Annotated in this window: 24 protein-coding genes; 22 read left to right on the top strand and 2 right to left on the bottom strand. The window is 70.1% G+C overall.

The window, feature by feature from the left end; all coding sequences use genetic code 11:
• A partial coding sequence (locus RT323_RS09920; protein WP_396172234.1) for a phytoene desaturase family protein occupies window positions 1-799 on the top strand: 799 nt, incomplete at its 5' end.
• Window positions 796-2,103 (top strand): helix-turn-helix domain-containing protein, encoded by a 1,308-nt coding sequence (locus tag RT323_RS09925; RefSeq protein ID WP_313407727.1) that lies wholly within the window; start codon window positions 796-798, stop codon window positions 2,101-2,103. The genes RT323_RS09920 and RT323_RS09925, both read left to right, overlap by 4 nt.
• A gap of 4 nt (window positions 2,104-2,107) precedes the next feature.
• On the opposite strand, the gene RT323_RS09930 is transcribed toward RT323_RS09925, so the two are convergent.
• Window positions 2,108-2,893: a hypothetical protein gene (locus RT323_RS09930; RefSeq protein WP_313407729.1), complete on the bottom strand. Its 786-nt coding sequence runs from the start codon at window positions 2,891-2,893 to the stop codon at window positions 2,108-2,110.
• Between the two features lie 138 nt (window positions 2,894-3,031).
• Between RT323_RS09930 and thrS the strand changes: the two genes are divergently transcribed.
• Genes thrS through pgsA form a run of 3 tightly spaced genes read left to right on the top strand, consistent with a single transcriptional unit; the run spans window position 3,032 to window position 6,113 of the window.
• Window positions 3,032-5,002: a threonine--tRNA ligase gene (gene thrS, locus RT323_RS09935; RefSeq protein WP_313407731.1), complete on the top strand. Its 1,971-nt coding sequence runs from the start codon at window positions 3,032-3,034 to the stop codon at window positions 5,000-5,002.
• Window positions 5,002-5,505 (top strand): HIT domain-containing protein, encoded by a 504-nt coding sequence (locus RT323_RS09940; RefSeq protein WP_313407733.1) that lies wholly within the window; start codon window positions 5,002-5,004, stop codon window positions 5,503-5,505. Before thrS ends, RT323_RS09940 begins: the two co-directional genes overlap by 1 nt.
• Window positions 5,505-6,113, top strand: a complete 609-nt coding sequence (gene pgsA, locus RT323_RS09945; protein WP_313407735.1) for a phosphatidylinositol phosphate synthase — start codon at window positions 5,505-5,507, stop codon at window positions 6,111-6,113. Before RT323_RS09940 ends, pgsA begins: the two co-directional genes overlap by 1 nt.
• On the opposite strand, the gene RT323_RS09950 is transcribed toward pgsA, so the two are convergent.
• A complete protein-coding gene (locus RT323_RS09950; RefSeq protein WP_313407738.1) occupies window positions 6,106-8,286 on the bottom strand; it encodes a carboxypeptidase regulatory-like domain-containing protein in 2,181 nt (726 codons plus the stop codon). The two genes, pgsA and RT323_RS09950, sit on opposite strands and share 8 nt — an antisense overlap.
• A 138-nt stretch (window positions 8,287-8,424) precedes the next feature.
• Between RT323_RS09950 and pdxS the strand changes: the two genes are divergently transcribed.
• The 17 genes from pdxS (at window position 8,425) to RT323_RS10035 (ending at window position 21,545) form a co-directional block, all read left to right on the top strand.
• Entirely contained in the window at window positions 8,425-9,336 is a 912-nt protein-coding gene (gene pdxS / locus RT323_RS09955; RefSeq protein WP_313407739.1) for a pyridoxal 5'-phosphate synthase lyase subunit PdxS, read from the top strand.
• A gap of 218 nt (window positions 9,337-9,554) precedes the next feature.
• Window positions 9,555-10,184, top strand: a complete 630-nt coding sequence (locus tag RT323_RS09960; RefSeq protein WP_313407741.1) for a SipW-dependent-type signal peptide-containing protein — start codon at window positions 9,555-9,557, stop codon at window positions 10,182-10,184.
• A complete protein-coding gene (locus RT323_RS09965) occupies window positions 10,181-11,200 on the top strand; it encodes a signal peptidase I (protein ID WP_313407743.1) in 1,020 nt (339 codons plus the stop codon). Before RT323_RS09960 ends, RT323_RS09965 begins: the two co-directional genes overlap by 4 nt.
• 257 nt (window positions 11,201-11,457) lie before the next feature.
• Complete coding sequence (locus tag RT323_RS09970) at window positions 11,458-11,988, top strand: alternate-type signal peptide domain-containing protein (RefSeq protein WP_313407746.1); 531 nt, start codon at window positions 11,458-11,460, stop codon at window positions 11,986-11,988.
• Window positions 11,989-12,037: 49 nt separating this feature from the next.
• Complete coding sequence (locus tag RT323_RS09975) at window positions 12,038-12,601, top strand: signal peptidase I (RefSeq protein WP_313407747.1); 564 nt, start codon at window positions 12,038-12,040, stop codon at window positions 12,599-12,601.
• A gap of 1 nt (window position 12,602) precedes the next feature.
• On the top strand, window positions 12,603-13,346 hold the full coding sequence (locus RT323_RS09980; RefSeq protein WP_313407750.1) for an LPXTG cell wall anchor domain-containing protein: 744 nt from the start codon (window positions 12,603-12,605) through the stop codon (window positions 13,344-13,346).
• Window positions 13,339-14,028, top strand: coding sequence for a SipW-dependent-type signal peptide-containing protein (locus RT323_RS09985; protein WP_313407753.1), 690 nt, complete (start codon window positions 13,339-13,341; stop codon window positions 14,026-14,028). Before RT323_RS09980 ends, RT323_RS09985 begins: the two co-directional genes overlap by 8 nt.
• Complete coding sequence (locus tag RT323_RS09990) at window positions 14,025-15,443, top strand: signal peptidase I (protein ID WP_313407756.1); 1,419 nt, start codon at window positions 14,025-14,027, stop codon at window positions 15,441-15,443. The genes RT323_RS09985 and RT323_RS09990 overlap by 4 nt, the downstream gene beginning before the upstream one ends.
• A 41-nt stretch (window positions 15,444-15,484) precedes the next feature.
• Complete coding sequence (gene pdxT, locus RT323_RS09995; protein ID WP_313407758.1) at window positions 15,485-16,084, top strand: pyridoxal 5'-phosphate synthase glutaminase subunit PdxT; 600 nt, start codon at window positions 15,485-15,487, stop codon at window positions 16,082-16,084.
• Window positions 16,085-16,097: 13 nt separating this feature from the next.
• Window positions 16,098-16,856, top strand: a complete 759-nt coding sequence (locus RT323_RS10000; RefSeq protein ID WP_313407761.1) for a YebC/PmpR family DNA-binding transcriptional regulator — start codon at window positions 16,098-16,100, stop codon at window positions 16,854-16,856.
• Between the two features lie 110 nt (window positions 16,857-16,966).
• Entirely contained in the window at window positions 16,967-18,103 is a 1,137-nt protein-coding gene (locus RT323_RS10005) for a DUF222 domain-containing protein (RefSeq protein WP_313407764.1), read from the top strand.
• Window positions 18,104-18,112: 9 nt separating this feature from the next.
• On the top strand, window positions 18,113-18,505 hold the full coding sequence (locus tag RT323_RS10010) for a hypothetical protein (protein WP_313407766.1): 393 nt from the start codon (window positions 18,113-18,115) through the stop codon (window positions 18,503-18,505).
• A 54-nt stretch (window positions 18,506-18,559) separates the two neighbouring features.
• Window positions 18,560-19,087, top strand: a complete 528-nt coding sequence (gene ruvC / locus RT323_RS10015) for a crossover junction endodeoxyribonuclease RuvC (RefSeq protein ID WP_313407769.1) — start codon at window positions 18,560-18,562, stop codon at window positions 19,085-19,087.
• A complete protein-coding gene (ruvA, locus tag RT323_RS10020; protein WP_313407772.1) occupies window positions 19,084-19,674 on the top strand; it encodes a Holliday junction branch migration protein RuvA in 591 nt (196 codons plus the stop codon). The genes ruvC and ruvA overlap by 4 nt, the downstream gene beginning before the upstream one ends.
• Window positions 19,675-19,676: 2 nt before the next feature.
• Window positions 19,677-20,735 carry a Holliday junction branch migration DNA helicase RuvB gene (ruvB, locus tag RT323_RS10025; protein ID WP_313407774.1) on the top strand — a complete coding sequence of 353 codons (1,059 nt, stop codon included), beginning with the start codon at window positions 19,677-19,679 and terminating at the stop codon, window positions 20,733-20,735.
• A gap of 10 nt (window positions 20,736-20,745) precedes the next feature.
• Entirely contained in the window at window positions 20,746-21,018 is a 273-nt protein-coding gene (gene yajC / locus RT323_RS10030; RefSeq protein ID WP_313407776.1) for a preprotein translocase subunit YajC, read from the top strand.
• A complete protein-coding gene (locus RT323_RS10035) occupies window positions 21,015-21,545 on the top strand; it encodes an adenine phosphoribosyltransferase (RefSeq protein WP_313407779.1) in 531 nt (176 codons plus the stop codon). The genes yajC and RT323_RS10035 overlap by 4 nt, the downstream gene beginning before the upstream one ends.
• Window positions 21,546-21,588: the final 43 nt, after the last annotated feature.

Here is a 21,588-nt window from a genome sequence, read left to right on the forward strand (position 1 = left end):
GGGCGGGACCGCCGCGATCACCCGCGCGATCGCCGCGCAGCTCGAGGCGCTCGGGGGGACGATCACCACGGGGGTCCGGGTGACCTCGCGCGAGCAGCTCGGCGCGGCGGACATCGTCATGCTCGACACGACGCCCGGTGCGGCGGCCGACATCCTCGGCGACGCCCTCCCCGGTCACGTCGCGCGTGCCTACCGCCGCTACCGGTACGGGCCGGGCGCGTTCCAGATCGCCCTCGCCGTCCAGGGCGGCATCCCGTGGACCCACGAGGACACGCGTCGTGCCGGCACGGTGCACCTGGGCGGGTCGATCGCCGAGATCGTCTCGGCCGAGCGACAGATCTGGCGCGGCCGGATGCCCGAGCGCCCGTTCATCCTGCTGGGCCAGCAGTCGCAGGCCGATCCCGGTCGACGGGCGGGCGACATCCATCCCATCGACGCGTACGCGCACGTCCCTTCGGGGTACGCCGGCGACGCGACCGAGGCGATCCTGGCCCAGATCGAGCGCTTCGCCCCCGGTGTGCGCGAGCGCATCGTGGGCATGTCGGTCCGGTCGACCGAGCAGATCGTCCGCGACAACGCGAACTACGTCGGGGGCGACATCGTGACCGGGGCCAACACGCCTCGCCAGCTGATCTTCCGGCCCCGGCTCGGCCTCGACCCGTATGCGACGGGCGTGGCCGGGACGTGGCTGTGCTCCGCGGCGACGCCGCCCGGCGCCGGGGCCCACGGCATGTGCGGCCACCTGGCCGCCCGGAGGGCCTTGCGCGGTGCGGGGATCGCCGGGACCATCAGCGCATGAACGACACGCACCTCGGGGGAGGACCTGACACCACCGAGGTGCGCCAGCTGGTGGCGACGCTGGGCCAGCGGCTCTCCGAGCAGCAGCCGATCCTCACGCGCGTCCTGACGGACAAGATCCGCTCGATCAGCGACCTCGACCTGGACCAGCCGCTCATCGACCTGCTGGACGCCAGCGTCGACAGCAACATCAACACGATCGTGCACCTGTTGATCAACGCGATCCCGGTCGACCGGATCCAGGCGCCCACGGCCGCCGTGGAGTACGCGCTGCGGCTGGCGCAGCGTGGCGTGCCCTCGTACTCGCTCGTCCGGGCCTACCAGATGGGGCAGGAGTACCTGATGACCGTGGTGCTCGACGAGGCCGAGCAGATCGACGCCGATCGCACGCTGACGCTGCGGGCGCTGAAGGTCATCGCCGACGACGTCCACCAGTACATCGACTGGATCTGCCTGCACCTGCTCGACCGGTACGAGGACGAGCGCGGCCGCTGGGCCACCACGTCCGGAAACGTGGCCTCGGCGATGCTCCAGGGCCTGCTTCGCGGCGTGAACACCTCGGTCCCCGACTTCGAGGCCGAGACCGGGTACCTGTTCGACCAGCACCACGTCGGCCTGGTGCTGTGGTCACGGGACGAGGACGGCATCACCGACGCGCTCGTCGCGATGGAGCGCATCAGTCGCGAGTTGGAGGCCACGGTCGGCACGGGGACCCCGCCGCTGTTCTCGGCCATCGACCGCACGACGGCGTGGCTGTGGATCGGCCGCGGCCTGCGACCCGAGTCGATCGGCCGCCAGGTCTGCGACGTGCTGGCCAAGTTCCCCGAGATCGGCGCCGCGGTCGGACTGCCGGAGTCGGGCATCGACGGCTTCCGGCGCACGCACGCGCAGGCCCGGGACACGTTCGAGCTGGCGCTGGCCGCGACGGACCGGATCGACCAGGTCGTGGGCTACGGTGACCGCGGCATCGCGCTGATCTCGATGCTGCTGCAACAGCCGGGCGCGCTGAACCGCTGGGTCCGTGACGTCCTCGGCCCCTTGGGCGCGGTCACGCCGGCCGCGGCCCGGGCGCGCGAGACCCTCGGCACGTGGCTCGAGAACGACCGCAGCTTCCAGGCCACCGCCGAGGCACTGCAGGTTCACCGCAACACGGTCAAGTACCGGATCGAGCGGATCGCCGCCGACCTCGACGAGCGGCTGGGGGAGCGGCGCGTCGACCTCGAGCTGGCGCTGCTGGCCTGCCACCTGCTGGGCGACGACCTGCTCGAGCACCCGGACGCCTCTCGGCGCCCGGGCCAGCGCTGAGCGGTCAGTCGAGCAGTGCGGCCACGGCCGCGGCCGCGAGGGGCTGCGCGGACTGTGCAGACTCCATGGCGAGGAAGAACTCGACGTCGTTCCCGGCACGCATCAGCTCACCGTTGGCGAAGGTCGTGGGCACCTCCCTGTTCTTGCCGCAGCCGCGGTACATGCGGTCCTCCATGGTCGTGATGCCGCGAGCCTCCAGTGCGTCGATCTCGGCCAGCATCTTGTTCAGCTCGGCGATCAGACCCGGGATCTTCTGGCCACGCAGCAGGATCTTCAGCGCCTCGACGACGGTCCGCATCTCATCGGTCGTGTACTTCTGACCCGAGCCGCGCGAGTGCAGCTTCGCCGAGACCGTGGCCACCGTGTCGCCGACGACCTCGGGCACGAACATGGGGTCGGACACGAGGCCGCGAACGTCGGACCGGGTCGCGCAGCGGCCCTGCTTCACGACGAGCTGCTGCGTGCGGGTGACGGCGCCCTTCTTGCCCTCGAACGTGTAGGTGACCTTCGTCGTCAGGCGGTAGGTGCCGGGCCTGAGCCGGACGGCGCTGCGGTTCTTGCGCACGACCTTGCCGCCTTGGCGAACCGTCATGGCCTTCGTGAGGACCTTGACCTTCTTGGCCTTCTTCACGTTCGGCTTCACGACGGCGGAGCCGTTCCAGTCGATCCACCGGGTGGAGAGCTTCTTGATGGTGACGGGCTTCGAGGCGGCCTGCGCGGGAGTCGCGACGAGGGTCGAGCCGGAGGCAACGAGGACGGCGGCCAGCAGGCCGAGGAGTGTGCGACGCATGGGGCGCCTTTCCGAGATGGGCAAAGTCCGCCCATCCTAGGCGTGCGGGGACGGTCATCGTGGCGAAACGACGACCTCGGTAGTGTGAGGTCAAGAGCGCTGCCCAGCCGTAGGGGTCGCCACGTCGAAGGGGAACACATGAGCCTGTCCGTCACCGTTGCCGGAGCGCAGCAGGAGGTCGACCCCGGGACTCGGGTGTGGCAGCTGTTCGCCGACGACCCGCAGGTCATCGCCGCCCGCGTGGGCGGCGACCTGGTCGACCTCTCGCGCGAGCTCGCCGACGGCGACGAGGTCGAGCCCGTCGAGATGGAGTCCCCCGACGGCCTCGACATCCTGCGCCACTCGACGGCCCACGTGATGGCCCAGGCGGTGCAGGAGCTGTTCCCGGACGCGAAGCTCGGCATCGGCCCGCCGATCACGGACGGCTTCTACTACGACTTCGACGTCGAGGTTCCCTTCACGCCCGAGGACCTCGCGAAGATCGAGTCGCGGATGAAGAAGATCATCAAGGAGGGCCAGAAGTTCAGCCGACGCGAGATCAGCGACGACGAGGCCCGCACCGAGCTGGCCGACGAGCCCTACAAGCTCGAGCTGATCGGCCTGAAGTCCACCGCCGGCGGTGCTGCCGAGGGCGCCAGCGTCGAGGTCGGCGAGGGCGGCCTGAGCATCTACGACAACCTCAAGCGCGACGGCTCGCTGGCGTGGAAGGACCTGTGCCGCGGCCCGCACCTGCCCACCACGAAGCGCATCCCGGCGTTCACGCTGATGCGCTCGGCAGCGGCCTACTGGCGCGGTGACGAGAAGAACAAGCAGCTGCAGCGCATCTACGGCACCGCCTGGGCGACCAAGGAGGACCTCGAGGCGCACCTGCACCGCATCGAGGAGGCCCAGCGCCGCGACCACCGCCGCCTGGGCACCGAGCTCGACCTCTACAGCTTCCCCGACGAGATCGGCTCGGGCCTGCCGGTGTTCCACCCGCGCGGTGGCGTCATCAAGCGCGCGATGGAGGACTACGTCCGCCAGCGGCACATCGAGGAGGGCTTCGAGTACGTCGGCACGCCGCACATCGCCAAGGAGGGCCTGTTCTACACGTCAGGCCACCTGCCGCACTACGGCGAGGGGATGTTCCCGGCGCTCGAGATCGACGGCGGCGACTACCGCCTCAAGGCGATGAACTGCCCGATGCACAACCTGATCTACCGGTCGCGACAGCGCTCGTACCGCGAGCTGCCGCTGCGGCTGTTCGAGTTCGGTCACGTCTACCGCAACGAGAAGTCGGGCGTCATCCACGGCCTGACCCGCGTGCGTGGCTTCGCCCAGGACGACTCGCACTCCTACGTCACGCCCGAGCAGGCACCCGCCGAGGTGGCGCACCTGCTGAACTTCATGCTGAGCCTGCTCGACGACTTCGGCATGGACGACTACTACCTCGAGCTGTCGACCCGCGACGCGTCCAAGGACAAGTTCATCGGCTCGGACGAGGACTGGGAGAACGCCACCAAGGTGCTGGAGGAGGTCGCCACCGCGACCGGCCTCGAGCTCGTGCCCGATCCCGGCGGTGCCGCGTACTACGGTCCCAAGGTGTCGGTGCAGGCGCGCGACGCGATCGGCCGCACGTGGCAGATGGGCACCGTGCAGTACGACTTCAACATGCCGTCCACGGACCGGTTCAACCTCGAGTACGTCGCGGCCGACGGCACCCGCCAGCAGCCGGTGATGATCCACTCGGCCAAGTTCGGCTCGATCGAGCGGTTCATGGGCGTGCTGGTGGAGCACTACGCCGGCGCCTTCCCTCCGTGGCTTGCCCCGGTCCAGGCCGTCGGCATCCCCGTGGCCGAGCGCCACGTCGAGTACCTCGAGCGGCTGGCAGTGCGGCTCAGGGCCGAGGGCATCCGCTTCGAGGTCGACGACTCCGACGAGCGCATGCAGAAGAAGATCCGCAACGCCCAGACGCAGAAGGTGCCGTTCATGGTGCTGGTGGGCGACAAGGACGTCGAGGCCGGCGCCGTGTCGTTCCGTTACCGCAACGGCGAGCAGGAGAACGGCGTGTCGCTCGACGACGCGGTCGCCAAGATCGTGGCGGCGGTGCGCGAGCGGGTGCAGGTCTGATGGCCGACCCGGACGGCCTCGAGCGGCTCTGGGCCCCGTACCGGATGGCCTACGTGCGCGAGGCAGGCAACGACGAGGGCTGCCCGTTCTGCGCGATGGTCGCGGGGGAGCGGCAGACCGACCTGATCGTCGTGCGCGGCGAGCACTGCTTCGTGGCGATGAACCTGTACCCGTACAACCCCGGGCACCTGATGGTGCTGCCGAACCGGCACGAGTCGGGGCTCACCGAGCTCTCGCTCGAGGAGTCGACCGAGCTGACGCTGCTGACCCAGCAGGCGATCCGCGCGATCGGCGAGGTCAGCTCGCCGCACGGCTTCAACGTGGGGCTCAACCTGGGGTCGTCCGCGGGCGGCTCGATCTCGCAGCACCTGCACCAGCACGTCGTCCCGCGCTGGGGCGGCGACGCGAACTTCATGACCGTGGTCGGGCGCACCAAGGCGCTCCCGCAGACCATCGCCGAGTCCGCCGAGCTGTTGCGCGGCGCGTGGGAGAGGACCGCCTGATGCTCGAACGGTTCCGAGCCTTCTGGAACAAGCTGTTCTCGCCGGTCGCCGACGGCCTGCTCAAGATCGGCGTGACGCCCAACATGGTCACGTGGGTCGGCACGATCGGCGTCTCGTTCGGTGCGTTGTTCTTCTTTCCGCAGGGCATCTTCTTCTGGGGCACGCTGTTCATCACGGCGTTCGTGTTCAGCGACATCGTCGACGGCACGATGGCGCGCAAGATCGGGAAGCCCTCGAAGTACGGCGCCTTCCTGGACTCGACCCTCGACCGGATCGGCGACGCGGCCGTCTTCGGAGGCATCGCGCTCTGGTACGCGTGGGAGGGCGACTCCGAGGTCTACCTGTGCCTGTCGCTGGCGTGCCTCGTCCTGGGGGCGCTGACGTCGTACATCCGCGCCCGCGCGGAGTCCCTGGGCATGGAGGCCAAGGGTGGCATCGCCGAGCGCTCCGACCGGCTCGTGTCCATCCTCGTCATGACGGGCCTGTCCGGCCTGTTCGACCTGCCGATCCTGCAGCACATCACGCTCTGGGCGCTGGCCGCCGCGAGCCTCGTGACGGTCGGGCAGCGGATGGCCATGGTCAAGCGCCAGGCGGACGCCGTCACCTGACGCGCACCCGCTTGGTCACGGTCGCCGCGGTGTGCGTGCCCGACCCGGTGAACGTGACGCGGAACGTGTGACGGCCCTTCGAGAGTCCGCGGATCGTGGCGGTGCCCTGGCCTGCGCGGATCCGCATGGTCCGCTTGGGCTTCGATCCGTCGTACACGCGCACGACGCCTGCGCTGGCCTTCGCCGGCACACCGGCCAGCAGGAGGCGGACCCGCAAGGTGGCGGAGCGCTTGCCGCCCTTGGCCGAGACGGCCAGCCCGGCGCTGCCCTTGACGACCTTCGCCGCCGATGTGGCCGTACCGGCGGCGAGTGCGTCGTAGCGGTCCGAGGCGGTGACGCGCACGGCGATCGAGCGGCCCAGGTCGGCTGTCGTCGTCCGGTACCGCGCCGATGTGGCCCCCGCGATCGGCGCCCCGTTGCGGGTCCACCGGTACGCGAAGTCCGTGCCGGCGAGTCGGTTCCATGCGCCGGGGGAGGCGGCCAGCGTCGTGCCGAGCGCCCCGGTGCCGCCCAGCGTCGGGCGACCCACGCTGGTGAGCGTCGCGCTCAGCGCGAGGTCGATGCCGGTCAGCCGACTCCCGGACGTCACACGCAGCTTCGTCGCGGCTCCCGGCGCGTACGCGTTGCGCCACCACTGGCCGATCAGGTCGAGCGTGGCGTGCTCGTCGCCGCCGAGGTCGATGTCCTGGACGCCGCCCGCACGCACCGTGTGGTCACCGGCCCGGACGCCACGGAAGCGGTACGTCCCGTTCCCGGCGACCTCGGCCTCGTCGACCTGCCTCCCGTCGGCGTCGAACAGCTGGACCCACGCCCACTGGTCGCTCAGGCCGGGCGTGCTGGGTCGCGAGACCCGGCCCGAGATGGTCGCGAGGTGGACCACGGCCATCGTCCCGGCGGTGACCGACCCGTCGGCCGGGACGACGATCTCGTTCGCGGCACGCTCGTCGTACTGGCCGCGGTACCACTGCGGCTCGAACTCGGATCCCTCCTCGTCCGTGACCCTCACGGTGTAGCTGCCCGGACCGAGGTCGAGGAACGTGTAGCGGCCGCTGCGGTTCGTCAGGACGCTCTGGGGGAACTGCCACCGGGGCCGGCCGTCGACGACCACGCGCCGGTAGGCCGTGACGTAGGCCGCGCGAACGGGAACCCCCGACGTGTCGGTGACCAGCCCCGTCAGCCGGCCCGGCTCGTCGACGACGGGGGCCGGCGTCAGCGAGGCGTTCAGGACGACGTCGCCCGGGCCGACCTGGATCGGTCGCGCCGCCGCGGCGGTCGGCGCGTCGTCGTACCACTCACCGAGGTAGTCGCCGTACTCGTCGTGGATGTAGGCCGTGTAGGTGCCCGGAGCGAGGTTCGCGATCACGTAGGCGCCGCTGCGCGAGGTCCGTCCGGAGGCGACGACCTCGCCACCGGCGGACAGCTCGACCCGCGCGTGCTGGATCGGTGCCCCGCTGGTGTCGGTGATCCGGCCGGACACGGAGGGACCGGGACGCAACGAGATATCGGGCACCGTGCTGGTGGTCCCGGCCGACACGGTGATCGTGCGAGCGGTCTGCCACGAGGCGCCGCCGATCCAGGCGGGCTGCAGGACCTCGTCGTCGTCCGAGGCCCGCACGCGGTACTGGCCGACGGGCAGCGCGGCGGTGTACCGCCCGATCCCGTTGGTGTGCACGGTCAGCACGTCGGGGGAGTCCGGGCCGAGCGCGACGCCGTGGATCTCGACGTGACCCCGGTCGTTCGAGAGCGGTTCGCCCGCCTCGTCCAGGACGCGCCCCGTGAGGGTGCCGACCGCCGTGGGGTCGCGCTCGAGGTGGAAGGTGGTGGACCAGCGAGTGCCCGTGAAGAGGTCCTGGAAGACGTCCGGCAGGTAGCCCGCCCGGGAGGCGCGCACCCAGTACTCGCCCTCCTCGACGTCGAGGGTCGCGACGTCGCCCGTGGTGACGGCCGTCGCCATGGCGGTGGCGTCGGGGTCCGCGGTCGGGTCGGTGGCGAAGACCGAGACCTCGGCGCCGTCGAGGGCGGCGCCCGAGGTGGCGTCGAGGACGTGCACCTCGAGTGTCGTGGTCGCCGCGTGCGCCGACCCACTCAGGCCCGGGGCGACGAGTGCGGCCAGCGCCAGGGCGAGGACCACGGGGATCCGGGCCCACGGGCGGGGCGTGGCGACAGGCGACATGGCGGTCCTCGATGCGAGTCGGACGGGTGTGTGCTCGAACGTAGGTGAAGACGGGGGCGCGTGGGCGGTTTCCACCCAGTGCGTCTCGCCGTCATGGACCGGGGTTGGGCGGCTCGCCCTGGCTCGTAGACTTGGGGGGTGAGCACCGAGAACACCACCACCGACCCGTCCACGACCGGCAGCGCGCGGGTCAAGCGCGGCATGGCCGAGATGCTGAAGGGCGGCGTCATCATGGACGTCGTCGACGCCGAGCAGGCCAAGATCGCCGAGGACGCCGGCGCCGTCGCCGTGATGGCGCTCGAGCGCGTCCCCGCGGACATCCGCGCCCAGGGCGGTGTGGCTCGCATGAGCGACCCCGACCTGATCGACGGCATCATCGAGGCCGTCTCGATCCCCGTCATGGCCAAGGCCCGCATCGGCCACTTCACCGAAGCGCGAGTCCTGCAGAGCCTGGGCGTCGACTACGTCGACGAGTCCGAGGTGCTGACGCCGGCCGACTACGAGAACCACATCGACAAGTGGGCCTTCACCGTGCCGTTCGTGTGTGGCGCGACCAACCTGGGTGAGGCGCTGCGCCGCATCACCGAGGGCGCGGCCATGATCCGTTCCAAGGGCGAGGCCGGCACCGGCGACGTCTCGAACGCGACGGGCCACATGCGCAAGATCCGCGCCCAGATCCGCCGCCTGCAGACGCTGGCCGAGGACGAGCTGTACGTCGCCGCCAAGGAGCTGCAGGCCCCGTACGAGCTGGTCGCCGAGGTCGCCGCGGCCGGCAAGCTCCCGGTCGTGCTGTTCACCGCCGGCGGCATCGCCACCCCGGCCGACGCCGCGATGATGATGCAGCTGGGCGCCGAAGGCGTGTTCGTCGGCTCGGGCATCTTCAAGTCGGGCAACCCCGCGCAGCGCGCCGCCGCGATCGTCAAGGCGACGACGTTCCACGACGACCCCGACGTCATCGCGAAGGTCTCGCGAGGGCTCGGCGAGGCGATGGTCGGCATCAACGTCGACGACATCCCCGAGCCGCACCGCCTCGAGACGCGCGGTTGGTGACCTTCCAGCAAGCACCGCACAGAACGCCCCCGGTTCCGACCGGGGGCGTTCTTTCGTACCAGGGGCATGGTCACAACTGACTAGCGTCATGTCATCAATCAGTCGTGACTTCCGTCTCAAACTCACGTTTCCTTCACATTCAGCCCCATGGGCCCCGTGTTCCGTCGTTGGATGTGTACCGGACACAGTCATCCGGATGAGAAGGAACGAGAACGCACATGCGCAGACGCCCCACCCCCGCTCGACTCGTCGCCCTGGTGGCGTCGCGGCGCACCCGCGCGGTCCTGGGGTTGGGGATCGCGCTGGGGCTGACGAGTGTCAACACGCTCGCCTACTGGACCGACGAGGCCCAGCTGACCAGCGGGACGATCCAGTCCGGCTCACTCGACCTGCTCGTCGACGGCCAGCTGGCCGGGCAGGGTGGCGCCGTCACGCGCACGGCCATGGCCGCGTCCGCCATGCTTCCCGGCGAGAGCTTCGCTTTCACCGTCCCCGTCCAGCGCCAGGCGAGCACCGCCGGATTCGCGCTCAGCGCGACGGCCACGTCCGCCGGCGGCCTGGCCGGCCACCTGCAGTGGAGCGTGTTCGAGGGCACGGCCGGTACCCAGGCCACCAACACGAACGGGCTGCGCAGCAACACCTGCGGCGGCACCCAGCTCTCGAGCAACGTCACGCTCGGACCGACGGCGCAGACCGTAATCCCGACCGCGACCCCCGTGAACCTCGGCGGCTCGACGTTCAGCAAGAACCTCTGCATCCGCGTCACCCTCCCGTCCACCGCGAGCAACGCCGCGCAGAGCACGACCGCGACCGCGACGTTCAACCTGACCGCGTCGCAGCTGCTGTGAGGCGACGGCTGCGCGAGGCGATCTTGTGGATCGGTGCCGCGCTGGGCGTGTTCTGCCTCGTGTGGACGGGCGTGATGTTCGCGTTCGGCCTGACGCCGCTGGTGTTCACCTCGGGCTCGATGGAGCCGGCGATCGACGCGGGCGACCTGGCGTTCGCCACGACCGTCCCGGCCGCGGATCTGACGCGCGGTGACATCGTGAGCGTCATCAACGACCGTGGTACCCGCATCACCCACCGCGTCACGAAGGTGGACCGCCAGGACGACGGCGACGCGATCCTGCAGTTGAAGGGCGACGCGAACCAGTCCCCGGACCAGCAGGCGTATCGGGTCTCGGAGGTCGAGCGGGTCGGCTTCTCGGTGCCGAAGGCGGGCTACCTGGTCAATGTCGCCGGTTCTCCGAACGGCATGTTCGTCGGCGGGCTCGTCGTCGCGGGGTTGCTGTATCTGGGGTTCCGCCGTCCGGGCGGGGACCGGGGCGGGGACGAGGACGAGGGTGGGACGCACGGTCCGGCTCGGCGAGCGGTGATGGTCAGTGCGGTCCTCGTGTCCGTCGGCCTCGTCTCGACGTCGAGCTCGACCCAGCCGACGACGGCGGCGTTCAGCGACTCGCCCGCCATGACGACGGGCGGGTTGGGCGCCGGCGCCCTGCCCGCGCGGCCGTCGAGCATCTCCTGCAGCAAGCCGTTCCTGTCCCTGTCGGCGAACGTCACGTGGTCGGACGACAACGCGCGCCATGGGTACTACTACGAGATCGACGACAACGCCGACTTCTCCAGTCCCGAGTTGCAGGAGACCGTGGCGCCGACCGGGTCGAACAGCTTCACCTTCAGTTCGGGCTCGGTGGGCGGCTGGTTCTCGGCCACGACGTACCACTTCCGGGTGTACTCGGCCCTCATCGGCCCCGACGGGATCCAGCAGACCTGGCGGTCCTCCAGCTATCGCGCCTACCGCGTGACGCGGAGCGCCTTCTTCAACGATTTCACGTGCGCGGCGGTGATCTCGCCTGCGAATTAGTGCGACTGCTGTGACGAATGTTACCTTTGAGGTTCTGCCCGACGCGTGAACGACGCGTTCGCAGGCCGCTGCGCCCGGTCCCCCCGACTGGAGTGGGACCTATGTCCCAAAGAATGGGACCTATGTCACTGATCAGTCGTGACTTGCGTCATAAATCCAAGATTCTTACGGGATTCGGCATCATTTTTTCGCCAATCCGTCGTTACATAGATGAAGTATCTGATCGATGGTCGGTCAGCCAACATGAGGAGAAGCACATGAAGAAGTCCACCAAGGGCGCCGTCGCCGCCGGAGCTGCCGCCGTCCTGCTGCTGGGTGGCGCGGGCTCGCTCGCCTACTGGTCCGCCGACGGCGACGTCGCGGCCGGTTCGATCAACGCGGGAACGCTGTCCCTGACGCCGGTCAATGCCGGTTCGTGGACCCTGAACGGCGAGGCCGTGACCGACCAGGCCACGCTGCGCGTCGTCCCCGGCGACGAGCTCCTCTTCACCGGCACGTGGACCGTCTCGGCGACCGGCAAGAACCTGCGTGCCGACGTGGACTTCTCCGGCCTCCAGGGCAGCGGCGACCTGGCCACGGCTGCCGGCGTCACGGTCGACGAGAACTACACCGTGAACGGCGTCGCGCTCACCAGCGACCGTCTCACGAGCGCCCACAACGGCCAGACGCTCGCCGCCACCGTCGCGGTCGACTTCGACTTCGACGCGGCGACGAACGACTCGCAGGGTGACGTGCTGACCCTGTCGGACGGTGCCATCACCGTCACGCAGGTCGACGCGACTCCCTGAGCTGAGCCAGCAATCGACCATCGATGAGTAGAGGTCCACGAGGATGACGATGACGACCGACCGGAAGCGCCACGCCGCGCTGGGTTGGGTCGGCCAGGTGCTCGCCTGGGTCGTCATCCTCGTGGCCACCTCCGCGATCGCGGTCGGGGTGCTGATCCCGAGGATCGGGGGCGCCACGCCCTACACGATTCTCACCAGCTCGATGGAGCCCGAGTACCCGCCCGGCACGCTCGTGGTGGTCAGGCCGACGCCCGCCGACCAGATCGGCGTCGGAACGGTCATCACCTACCAGCTGGCGTCCGGCGAGCGCGCTGTCGTCACGCACCGTGTGGTGTCGGTGGCCTACGGCTCCGACGGCGAACGCCAGTTCATCACGAAGGGCGACGCGAACGACGTCGTCGATCGTGCCCCGGTCAAACCGGTGCAGATCAGGGGAACGCTCTGGTACGCCGTCCCCAAGTTGGGATGGATGAGCAACGCGATCGGTCAGGACCAGCGGAACTCGGCGGTCTACGTCGTCGCCGGGGGACTGGCCCTGTATGCCGCCTGGATGTTCGGCGGCGCACTTCGCGAGCGGGTTCGGCCCGCTCGCCGCACACGTGAGGAGGACTGAGATGAGGCGGTTGGTCGCGACCGTCCTCGCGCTCGGTCTCGTCCTCGTGGGAGTCACTCCTGCCTCCGCGGCCGACCAGATCGGCCTCAGCCTCGATGGCACGCACTGGGCCGACACCCTCGAGGACTCCCTGTTCGACCCCGATGTCGTCTGGGTTCCCGGCGACTCCCACACCGTCTCGTTCTACGTGCGGAACCAGGCCGACACGAACGCCGTCCTGTCCGCAGCCGTGCTGTCCGGCGACGGTGACCACCTCCTGGCAGGCAAGCACGTCTCGCTTCGCGCCCGCGCCGGCGGCCAGTGGTTCCCGCTCGTCAACGGGCACCCCTCGCCCGAGCTCACGGCCGCCAGCATCACCCCCGGCGAGCAGGTCCGGGTGGACGTCGAGGCCGCCTTCGACCCGGCGTCCTCGAACGCCTCCCAGTCCGCCGCGCTCGACGTCATGCTGAGGGTCCGGCTGGCCGATGCCGCCGCCAGCATCGATCCCGAGCCCGGTGGATCGACACCGACGGACCCACCGACGGACCGGCCGACCGAGCCCACACCGTCCGATGACCCGAGCGACTCGGACGGCATCCACGACTCCGATGACGGGCGCGATCGCACCGAGGGCGGCGCGGACCACTTGCCGAGTACGGGGTCCGAGACACCCGTCATACTGATATGGATGGCCGTCCTGGCCATCACCGCCGGTGCTGCGTTCCTCGCGGCAGGGCGGCGCGAAAGGGAACACGAGCATGCCTGAGACCACGACGACCACCCCTCGAGCGCGGTTGCGTACGGCGTGGCGAGCGGTGACGTCGGTGCCGGTCCGCCTGCTCCTCTCGCTCGGTCTGGTGCTGGGCTTCGCGGCCGTCGGCACCGCCGCGTACTGGGCCGACACCGCCACGTTCCGCACCGGGAAGATCGAGGCGGGAAGCCTCGACCTGCAGTTGGGTGGCCGCAACCCCCAGACGGGTGTGGTCGAGTGGTCCGCCGTCGGCCTGGACCAGGACTGGAACTACTCCGTGCTCCAGCTCGACAACGTGTCGCCCGGTGAGTCCGTGGCGATGGAGCTGCACCTGCGCAACATCGGCACGACGCCGCTGACCTTCACGGGGACTGGGGCCTCGAGGACCGACGGCATGTCGCCCTACCTGACGGCGACGACCGTGCGCGGCGGCACGGCCGGCAACACCGGCACTCGCGACGCGGTCAACCGCACCGGGACCTGCTCGGGCGGCAGCGCTACGTGGTGGAACGCCCACCCGCTGTCGACGACACCTCGGCCCGTCACTCCCGAGAATGCGGCGATCCGCCTGGACCCCGGCGCCGAGATGCAGGTGTGCATCCTGGCAGCGTTCCTCGGCACGGCCCCCAACACCTATCAGGGCAGGTCGACGACGATCGAGGTCAACCTGACGGGCAAACAGGTCGGCGCACCGTGAGCCGCGCACGCCTCGGACGAGCGCTCGCCGTCGCCGGCAACAGTGTGCTGTGGGTGACCGCGGTGCTCGGTGCAGCCTCGCTCCTGCTGGGACTGGCCACCGTGGTGGCCGGTGTCCAGCCGTTGATCTTCCGCTCCAGCTCGATGGGCCCCGAGATCCCCGCAGGCGCACTCGGATTGGCCAAGACGGTGGACGCCACGGAGGTGGAGGTCGGTGACGTCATCTCCGTCGACGGTGCGAACGGGATCCGGGTCACGCACCGCGTGGTCGAGGTGGGCGAGGCCGCGGGATCCGAAGTGAGCTTCACCCTCAAGGGCGACGCGAATGCCGCGCCCGACGCGCACGCCTACGTGGCGAGCGAGGTCGACCGGGTCTTCCTCGACATCCCGTACCTCGGGTACGTGGCGAACTGGATGGCCAGCCCTTGGGCGCTCTTCGTCGCGGGAATCGCCGTCGCCTTCCTCGCCGCGGCACTCTTCCGTGGCTCCGGCGGCACGCGTCGTCGGGCGGCCGGAACCGGAGCGGTGGCGATCGCCGCGGCCGGATTGGCGGTCGGCTCCCTCAGTCCCGTCCCGACGACCGAGGCGTGGTTCACCGACCCCGCGACGTTCGAGGCCGGCCAGATGCACGCGCACCAGGTGCGGATCTTCGACTGGGGCTCCTCGGTGTGCACGAACGATGCCGGCGGCAACTCCGTCACCCTGCGCACGCTCGTCGCCTCGCCGCGCTACAACCAGCTGTGGTTCGTCGCGCCGGTCGGACAGCCGCTGCCCAGCACGCCGGTGCTCCGCACCTCTCCGCCCGGAGCCCTCGACACGCCTGTCACGACCCAGCTCACCAAGACGATGGTCGGCGGCACGTCGGCCGCGCCGGGCAACTACCAGGTCACGGGACGCTCCGAGCTCAAGGGCAGCGCGACCACCCCGTGGCTCTCGGCCTCGACGCGCAACACGACCGTCTCCATCACGTCCACTGGAGCGCTGCAGTGCGGCGCGGTGAACCTTCCGCCGTCGATCACGTTCACTGCGCCCGTGAACGGGACGACATACTCCTCGCCCACGGCGGCCATGGCGGCGACGCAGTCGCAGTGCGGCCGTACCGCCCCATGCGGCACCGCGGCCGACAGTGATGGCATCTACCGTGTCGAGTACCGGCTCCAGCGCATCAACTTCCTCATCAACCGCTGCTGGGACGGGTCGGGATACCCGATCTTCAGCGGGTGCGGGACGTGGCGCACGGCCGACGTCAGCCCGGCCGTGCCCACCTCGGGCTCGACTCCGGTCAAGTGGACCGTTCCGATCGGGTGGACGTCGGCGCTGGCCGAGCCCGGCAACTACACGTTGTACTTGCGCGTCACGGGCAACTCGTCCGCTCGGATGGTCTCCGAGCGCACGATCCAGTTCACGATCAACTGAGCGCGATCAACCGGGTCGGACCCCGGGTCTAAACTCTCCGGGTGACTTCCATCGGTGTGTTCGCCCTCCAGGGCGACGTGCGCGAGCACGTGCAGGCGCTCAACCGGCTCGGCGTCGACGCGTTCGGCGTCCGCCGTCCCGAGGAGCTCGAGCGTTGCGACGGCTTCATCCTGCCCGGCGGCGAGTCCACCACGATGTACAAGCTGGCGCGGACGTTCGACCTGCTCGAGCCGTTGCGCAAGCGGGTCCACGAGGGGATGCCCACGTTCGGCACGTGCGCGGGGATGATCATGCTGGCCGATCGGATCCGCGACGGGATCGACGGCCAGGAGACCGTCGGTGGACTCGACATCACCGTGCGCCGCAATGCCTTCGGTCGCCAGGTCGACTCCTTCGAGACCGACCTTGACTACGCCGGGCTGGACGACGGCGTGCACGCCGTCTTCATCCGTGCGCCCTGGGTCGAGGAGATCGGCGAGGGCGTCGAGGTGCTCGCGCGCGTTCGTGGGGGAGACGCCGACGGTAGAATCGTCGCCGTGCGGCAGGGACCGCTCATGGCGACGTCGTTCCATCCTGAGGTCGGAGACGACGATCGCGTGCACGGACTGTTCGTCGACCTCGTGAAGCAGAGCCAGGACTAGACAAAGGACTCTCATGTCGGGCCACTCCAAATGGGCAACCACCAAGCACAAGAAGGCCGCGATCGATGCGAAGCGCGGCAAGCTGTTCGCCAAGCTGATCAAGAACATCGAGGTCGCGGCGCGCACGGGTGGACCTGACCCCGATGGCAACCCGACGCTCTACGACGCGATCCAGAAGGCCAAGAAGCAGTCGGTCCCCAACGACAACATCGACCGCGCCGTCAAGCGTGGCGGTGGAGCCGAGGGCGGCGGCGCGGACTACACGACGATCATGTACGAGGGCTACGGCCCGGGCGGCGTGGCCTTCCTGATCGAGTGCCTGACGGACAACAAGAACCGGGCCGCGATGGAGGTCCGCACCGCGATGACCCGCAACGGCGGCACGATGGCCGACCCGGGGTCGGTCTCGTACATGTTCGGTCGCAAGGGCGTCATCATCGTGCCCGCCGAGCAGGAGGGCGGCCCGACCAACGAGGACGACGTGCTGATGGCCGTCCTGGACGCCGGAGCCGAAGAGGTCAACGACCTCGACGGCAGCTTCGAGGTCGTCTGCGAGCCGGGCGAGCTCGTCGCGGTCCGCACGGCACTGCAGGAGGCCGGGCTCGACTACGACTCGGCCGACGCCAGCTTCGTGCCCAGCGTGAACGTCGAGGTCGACGCCGACGGCGCCGCCAAGGTGATCAAGCTGATCGACGCGCTCGAGGACTGCGACGACGTCCAGAACGTCTACGCCAACTTCGACGCACCCGACGACGTCATGGCCGAGCTCTGAGCTGATTCCCCGTGCCGGCGAGCGGGTAGCTGGCGAGCGGCGGGGCGCGTGTCGAGATCGTCCTGTGGACTGTCGGGGGCTTGTCGGTGTCGCCCACTATGTTGGGTGGCATGGACCTGAACCGGGCGATCACGACGGGTGACACGGTGCGTCGTGCCCGCGCGATGGCGGAGTTCGAGGAGTGGAAGTTCGTCGCGAGGTACCACGCGAAGATGGTGGCGGAGATCGACCGGACGGACGAGATGCCGTTGGGCAAGGAACTGGCGCGGCGTGAGGTGACGCTGGATCTGGCACAGGCGTTGCATGTCTCGGAGAGCACGGTGTGGGCGATCATCAGCGAGACCGATGTCCTGCGCGAGAAGACCCCGTCGGTGTGGGCGGCGTTCCGCGAGGGCGACATCGACGGCGCCCGGGTGGCATCGATCGCCCGGACGGCAGAACAACTCAAGACCGCCTCTGCGCTTACGGAGTTGGACGAGTCGGCGCCGGCATACGCGGCGACTCACACCGTCGCCGAGCTCCGCGCCTGGCTGCGGCGGCTGCGCGCTCGGCTCGAGCCGGAGCAGACGCGCGAGGAGCGCGAGAACGCCGTGGAGCACCGTCGGGTGTCGATCCGGCACAACGACGACGGCACCTCATGGCTCGCCGCGCTGCTGCCGACCCCGGTCGCGATCGCGGCCGGCAACCGCCTGCGTCGCGCCGCGAAGGCCCTGCCCAAGATCGATCCCGAGACGGGCGAGAAGGACCGCCGCACCCGCGACCAGAAGCAGGCCGACCTGCTCGCGCACTGGCTCACGTCCTGCGAAGGCACCTCCACCGACATCCGTGCCGAGATCGCGATCAGCATCCACGCCACCGACCTCATCGGCTACACCGACGGTCCGGGCATGACGCTCGACGGCGAGCCGATCGGCTCCGAATGGGTCCGCGAACTCGCCGCCAGCGAACACACCATCTTCCGCAGACTCGTCCTCAGCCCGAAAGGCGAAGTCCTCGACACCACCGTCCTCGGCTACCGCCCCACCGAAGCACTGAGACAAGCGATCAGGTGGCGAGACGGCACCTGCCGCGTCATGGGCTGCCGAGCCCCAGCCCACGAAACCGACCAGGACCACGAACTCGCCTACGACTCCGGCGGCGAAACCTCAGGCAGCAACCTCCGAAGCCTCTGCCGCAAACACCACAACATGAAATCCCACGGTCACCTCCACGACCACCACCTCGCCCACCCCATGCGTCACACATAGGGTGTCGCCATGCAGCGTCGTGTCCGCACCCCCGACGGCGTCGGGTGGACCGTGTCGGTCCGGCGTCCGGTGGTCCGCGGCGACGGGGGAGACCTCGTCGTCGGCGACGGTGACGAGTCCGGTGGCTTCGGGCCGCTGCTGGTGGCTGCCACCGTGCTGCTGCTCGTGCTGCTCACTCCGGTGCTGGTCAAGACCGAGCGCTGGTGGGCGCTGGCGTTCCTGCCCGTCCTGCTGGTGGTCGGGTGGCTGCTGCTCGCGCGGTACCCGGTGGAGCTGCGACGCGACGGGTCCCAGGTCCCGATGCACCGCACCCTGGTGGCCGGACGCGTCCGCGCGCGGCGCATCGCCGACGAGCTGGGCGACGAGATCGAGCGGACGCCGGACGCCAGGCTCACCGGCTGAGCGGTCGGCGTGGCGACTCGTGGACCGCCCGGACGAACGCATAAGGTATCGAACATGCGTTCACTTCGTGTGCTCGGAGTCGACCCCGGGTTGACCCGGTGCGGCGTGGGTGTCGTCGAGGGCTCGGTGGGCCGCCCGCTGTCCCTCGTGGACGTCGGCGTCGTGCGCACGCCCGCCGATCTCGACCTCGCGCGCCGCCTGCTGAGGCTCGAGCGGGCCCTCGACGAGCTCGTGGTGCGCCTGCGCCCCGATGTCGTCGCAGTCGAGCGCGTCTTCAGCCAGCAGAACGTCAGCACGGCGATGGGCACGGCCCAGGCCAGCGGGATCGCGATGCTGGTCGCCGCGCGCCATGGCATCGAGGTGCACCTGCACACCCCGTCCGAGGTGAAGGCCGCCGTCACCGGCAGCGGTCGGGCCGACAAGGCCCAGGTCACCGCGATGGTCACCCGCCTGCTGCGTCTCGACACCCCGCCCAAGCCGGCGGACGCCGCCGACGCGCTGGCGCTGGCGATCTGTCACGTCTGGCGCGGCGGAGCCCAGAACCGCCTGGCCGAGGCCGTCGCCGCGGCAGGTCGCCGATGATCGCGCACCTGCGCGGCACCGTCGCGGCCGTCACGCTCAATGCTGTCGTGCTCGACCTCGGCGGAGTCGGCTACCACGTGATGTGCACGCCCTCCACGGTCGCCGGTGTCCGCCTCGGCCAGGAGGTGACCCTGTGGACGTCGCTGGTCGTCCGTGAGGACTCGATGACGGTCTACGGGTTCGCCGACGCCGAGGAGCGCGACATGTTCGAGCTGGTCCAGACCGCCAGCGGGGTCGGGCCGAAGGTCGCCCAGGCGATGCTCGCCGTCCTGCCGCCCGATCGGCTCAGGTCCGCGATCGCGTCCTCCGACCACGCCACGCTGACCAAGGTCCCCGGGATCGGTCGCAAGGGCGCCGAGCGGATCGTCGTCGAGCTCAAGGACCGGGTCGGCAAGATCGTGTCCGCCAGCGCGCCCGCCACGGCCGCCCCGTGGCGCGACCAGGTCCACGAGGCCCTCGTCGGGTTGGGCTGGTCGGCCAAGGACGCCGATGCCGCGATCGATCGCGTCGCCGACGGCGTGGGCGACGACCCCGACATCTCCACCGTGCTGCGCGATGCGCTGCGCTCGATGGACCGAGGACGGTGAGCATGGACGACTACGACGGATCCGACTTCGAGTCGATCGTGGCCGAGGCGGTCCAGCCCGAGGACAGCGCCTTCGAGCAGGCGCTCCGGCCGCGAACGCTCGACGAGCTGGTCGGGCAGGAGCGCGTCCGTGAGCAGCTCGCGCTCGTCCTGGACGCGGCCGTCGCGCGCGGACGAACGCCCGATCATGTCCTGCTCTCGGGTCCTCCCGGGCTCGGCAAGACCACGATCGCGATGATCATCGCGAACCAGCTCTCGGCGCCGTTGCGGCTCACCAGCGGCCCGGCCATCCAGCACGCGGGTGACCTCGCGGCGATCCTCTCGGGCATCAACGAGGGCGACGTCCTGTTCATCGACGAGATCCACCGCATGTCCAGGCCGGCCGAGGAGCTGCTGTACATGGCGATGGAGGACTTCCGCGTCGACGTCGTCGTCGGCAAGGGACCCGGCGCCACTGCCATCCCGCTGCAGATCCCGCCGTTCACGGTCGTCGGCGCCACGACGCGCGCCGGTCTGCTGCCCGGCCCGCTGCGCGACCGCTTCGGCTTCACGGCCCAGCTCGACTACTACGAGCCCGCCGATCTCGACCGCATCGTGCGGCGCTCGGCCGACCTGCTCGACCTGAGCGTCAGCGCCGATGCGTCCGCCGAGATCGGGTCGCGCTCGCGGGGCACGCCCCGCATCGCCAACCGACTGCTGCGCCGGGTCCGCGACTACGCCGAGGTGCGGGCCGACGGATCGGTCGACCACACCGTCGCGAAGGCCGCGCTCGACCTGTACGAGGTCGACGACCTGGGCCTCGATCGCCTCGACCGCGCCGTCCTGGACGCGCTGTGCCGCAACTTCGGTGGGGGACCGGTGGGCGTGGCCACGCTGGCCGTCGCGGTCTCCGAGGAGCGCGAGACCGTCGAGGAGCTGGCCGAGCCGTTCCTGGTCCGCCTGGGCTTCCTGGCCCGCACCCCGCGGGGCCGGATCGCCACGGCGGCGGCGTGGCGCCACCTCGGTCTGACTGCGCCCGCAGGCGTCGACGCCGGGCGACTGCCGTTCGACGCCGCCGACTAGACTCCCTTCGGTGACGTTCGAAGAACTGCTGCCCCTCGCCCTGCTGGCACTCGTCTTCTTCATCCTGATCGTCCGGCCCATGCGCGCCCGCCAGAAGCAGTTCGCCGCGCTGCGCGAGATGCAGAACGCGCTGCAGATCGGCTCGCGCGTCATGATCAGCAGCGGGATCCACGGCACGATCCGTGAGCTCGAGGAGGACACCGTCGGCCTCGAGGTCTCGCCCGGTGTCGTCATCACCGTGGCACGCGCCGCCGTGGCCGAGATCGAGGGCCCCCAGGCATGAGCGACTTCACCGAAGTCGCAGGCCGGCTGATCCGCGCGATCGAGGACTGGCCCGAGCCCGGGGTCACCTTCCGCGACATCACCCCGCTGCTCGCCGATGCCGAAGGCCTCTCCGCCACCGTGACGGCCCTCGTCGACGCGGCTCGTGCCTTCGGTCCGCTCGACGCCGTCGCCGGCATCGAGGCGCGCGGATTCCTGCTCGCTCCGCTCGTGGCCGAGGCGCTGAAGATCGGCCTCGTGCCCGTGCGCAAGGCAGGCAAGCTGCCCGCCGCGACATTGGCGGAGTCCTACTCGCTCGAGTACGGCGAGGCCACCGTCGAGATCCACGCCGACGCCGTGCCCGCGGGCTCGCGGGTGCTGCTGCTCGACGACGTCCTCGCCACGGGTGGCACGCTGCGCGCCTCCGCCCGCCTGTTCGAGCACGCCGGAGCCGAGGTCGCCGGCGCGCTCGTGCTGATCGAGCTGCCCGCGCTGGGCGGCCGCTCCCTCCTGACCGATGTCCCGTTGACCGCACTCCTGGAGTACTGATGAGCCAGCGCACCGTCCGCATCGTCGCCATCATCGCGATCGC

This window comes from Aeromicrobium sp., assembly GCF_032084975.1.
Lineage (GTDB): Bacteria > Actinomycetota > Actinomycetes > Propionibacteriales > Nocardioidaceae > Aeromicrobium.

What these genes read in the sequence shown, in the direction of transcription:
- RT323_RS09925 (WP_313407727.1), top strand. Translation starts at nt 796, where the DNA reads ATGAACGACACGCACCTCGGGGGAGGACCTGACACCACCGAGGTGCGC.
- RT323_RS09930 (WP_313407729.1), bottom strand. Translation starts at nt 2,893, where the DNA reads ATGCGTCGCACACTCCTCGGCCTGCTGGCCGCCGTCCTCGTTGCCTCC.
- thrS (WP_313407731.1), top strand. Translation starts at nt 3,032, where the DNA reads ATGAGCCTGTCCGTCACCGTTGCCGGAGCGCAGCAGGAGGTCGACCCC.
- RT323_RS09940 (WP_313407733.1), top strand. Translation starts at nt 5,002, where the DNA reads ATGGCCGACCCGGACGGCCTCGAGCGGCTCTGGGCCCCGTACCGGATG.
- pgsA (WP_313407735.1), top strand. Translation starts at nt 5,505, where the DNA reads ATGCTCGAACGGTTCCGAGCCTTCTGGAACAAGCTGTTCTCGCCGGTC.
- RT323_RS09950 (WP_313407738.1), bottom strand. Translation starts at nt 8,286, where the DNA reads ATGTCGCCTGTCGCCACGCCCCGCCCGTGGGCCCGGATCCCCGTGGTC.
- RT323_RS09960 (WP_313407741.1), top strand. Translation starts at nt 9,555, where the DNA reads ATGCGCAGACGCCCCACCCCCGCTCGACTCGTCGCCCTGGTGGCGTCG.
- RT323_RS09970 (WP_313407746.1), top strand. Translation starts at nt 11,458, where the DNA reads ATGAAGAAGTCCACCAAGGGCGCCGTCGCCGCCGGAGCTGCCGCCGTC.
- RT323_RS09975 (WP_313407747.1), top strand. Translation starts at nt 12,038, where the DNA reads ATGACGACCGACCGGAAGCGCCACGCCGCGCTGGGTTGGGTCGGCCAG.
- RT323_RS09980 (WP_313407750.1), top strand. Translation starts at nt 12,603, where the DNA reads ATGAGGCGGTTGGTCGCGACCGTCCTCGCGCTCGGTCTCGTCCTCGTG.
- RT323_RS09985 (WP_313407753.1), top strand. Translation starts at nt 13,339, where the DNA reads ATGCCTGAGACCACGACGACCACCCCTCGAGCGCGGTTGCGTACGGCG.
- RT323_RS10000 (WP_313407761.1), top strand. Translation starts at nt 16,098, where the DNA reads ATGTCGGGCCACTCCAAATGGGCAACCACCAAGCACAAGAAGGCCGCG.
- RT323_RS10005 (WP_313407764.1), top strand. Translation starts at nt 16,967, where the DNA reads ATGGACCTGAACCGGGCGATCACGACGGGTGACACGGTGCGTCGTGCC.
- RT323_RS10010 (WP_313407766.1), top strand. Translation starts at nt 18,113, where the DNA reads ATGCAGCGTCGTGTCCGCACCCCCGACGGCGTCGGGTGGACCGTGTCG.
- ruvC (WP_313407769.1), top strand. Translation starts at nt 18,560, where the DNA reads ATGCGTTCACTTCGTGTGCTCGGAGTCGACCCCGGGTTGACCCGGTGC.
- ruvA (WP_313407772.1), top strand. Translation starts at nt 19,084, where the DNA reads ATGATCGCGCACCTGCGCGGCACCGTCGCGGCCGTCACGCTCAATGCT.
- ruvB (WP_313407774.1), top strand. Translation starts at nt 19,677, where the DNA reads ATGGACGACTACGACGGATCCGACTTCGAGTCGATCGTGGCCGAGGCG.
- RT323_RS10035 (WP_313407779.1), top strand. Translation starts at nt 21,015, where the DNA reads ATGAGCGACTTCACCGAAGTCGCAGGCCGGCTGATCCGCGCGATCGAG.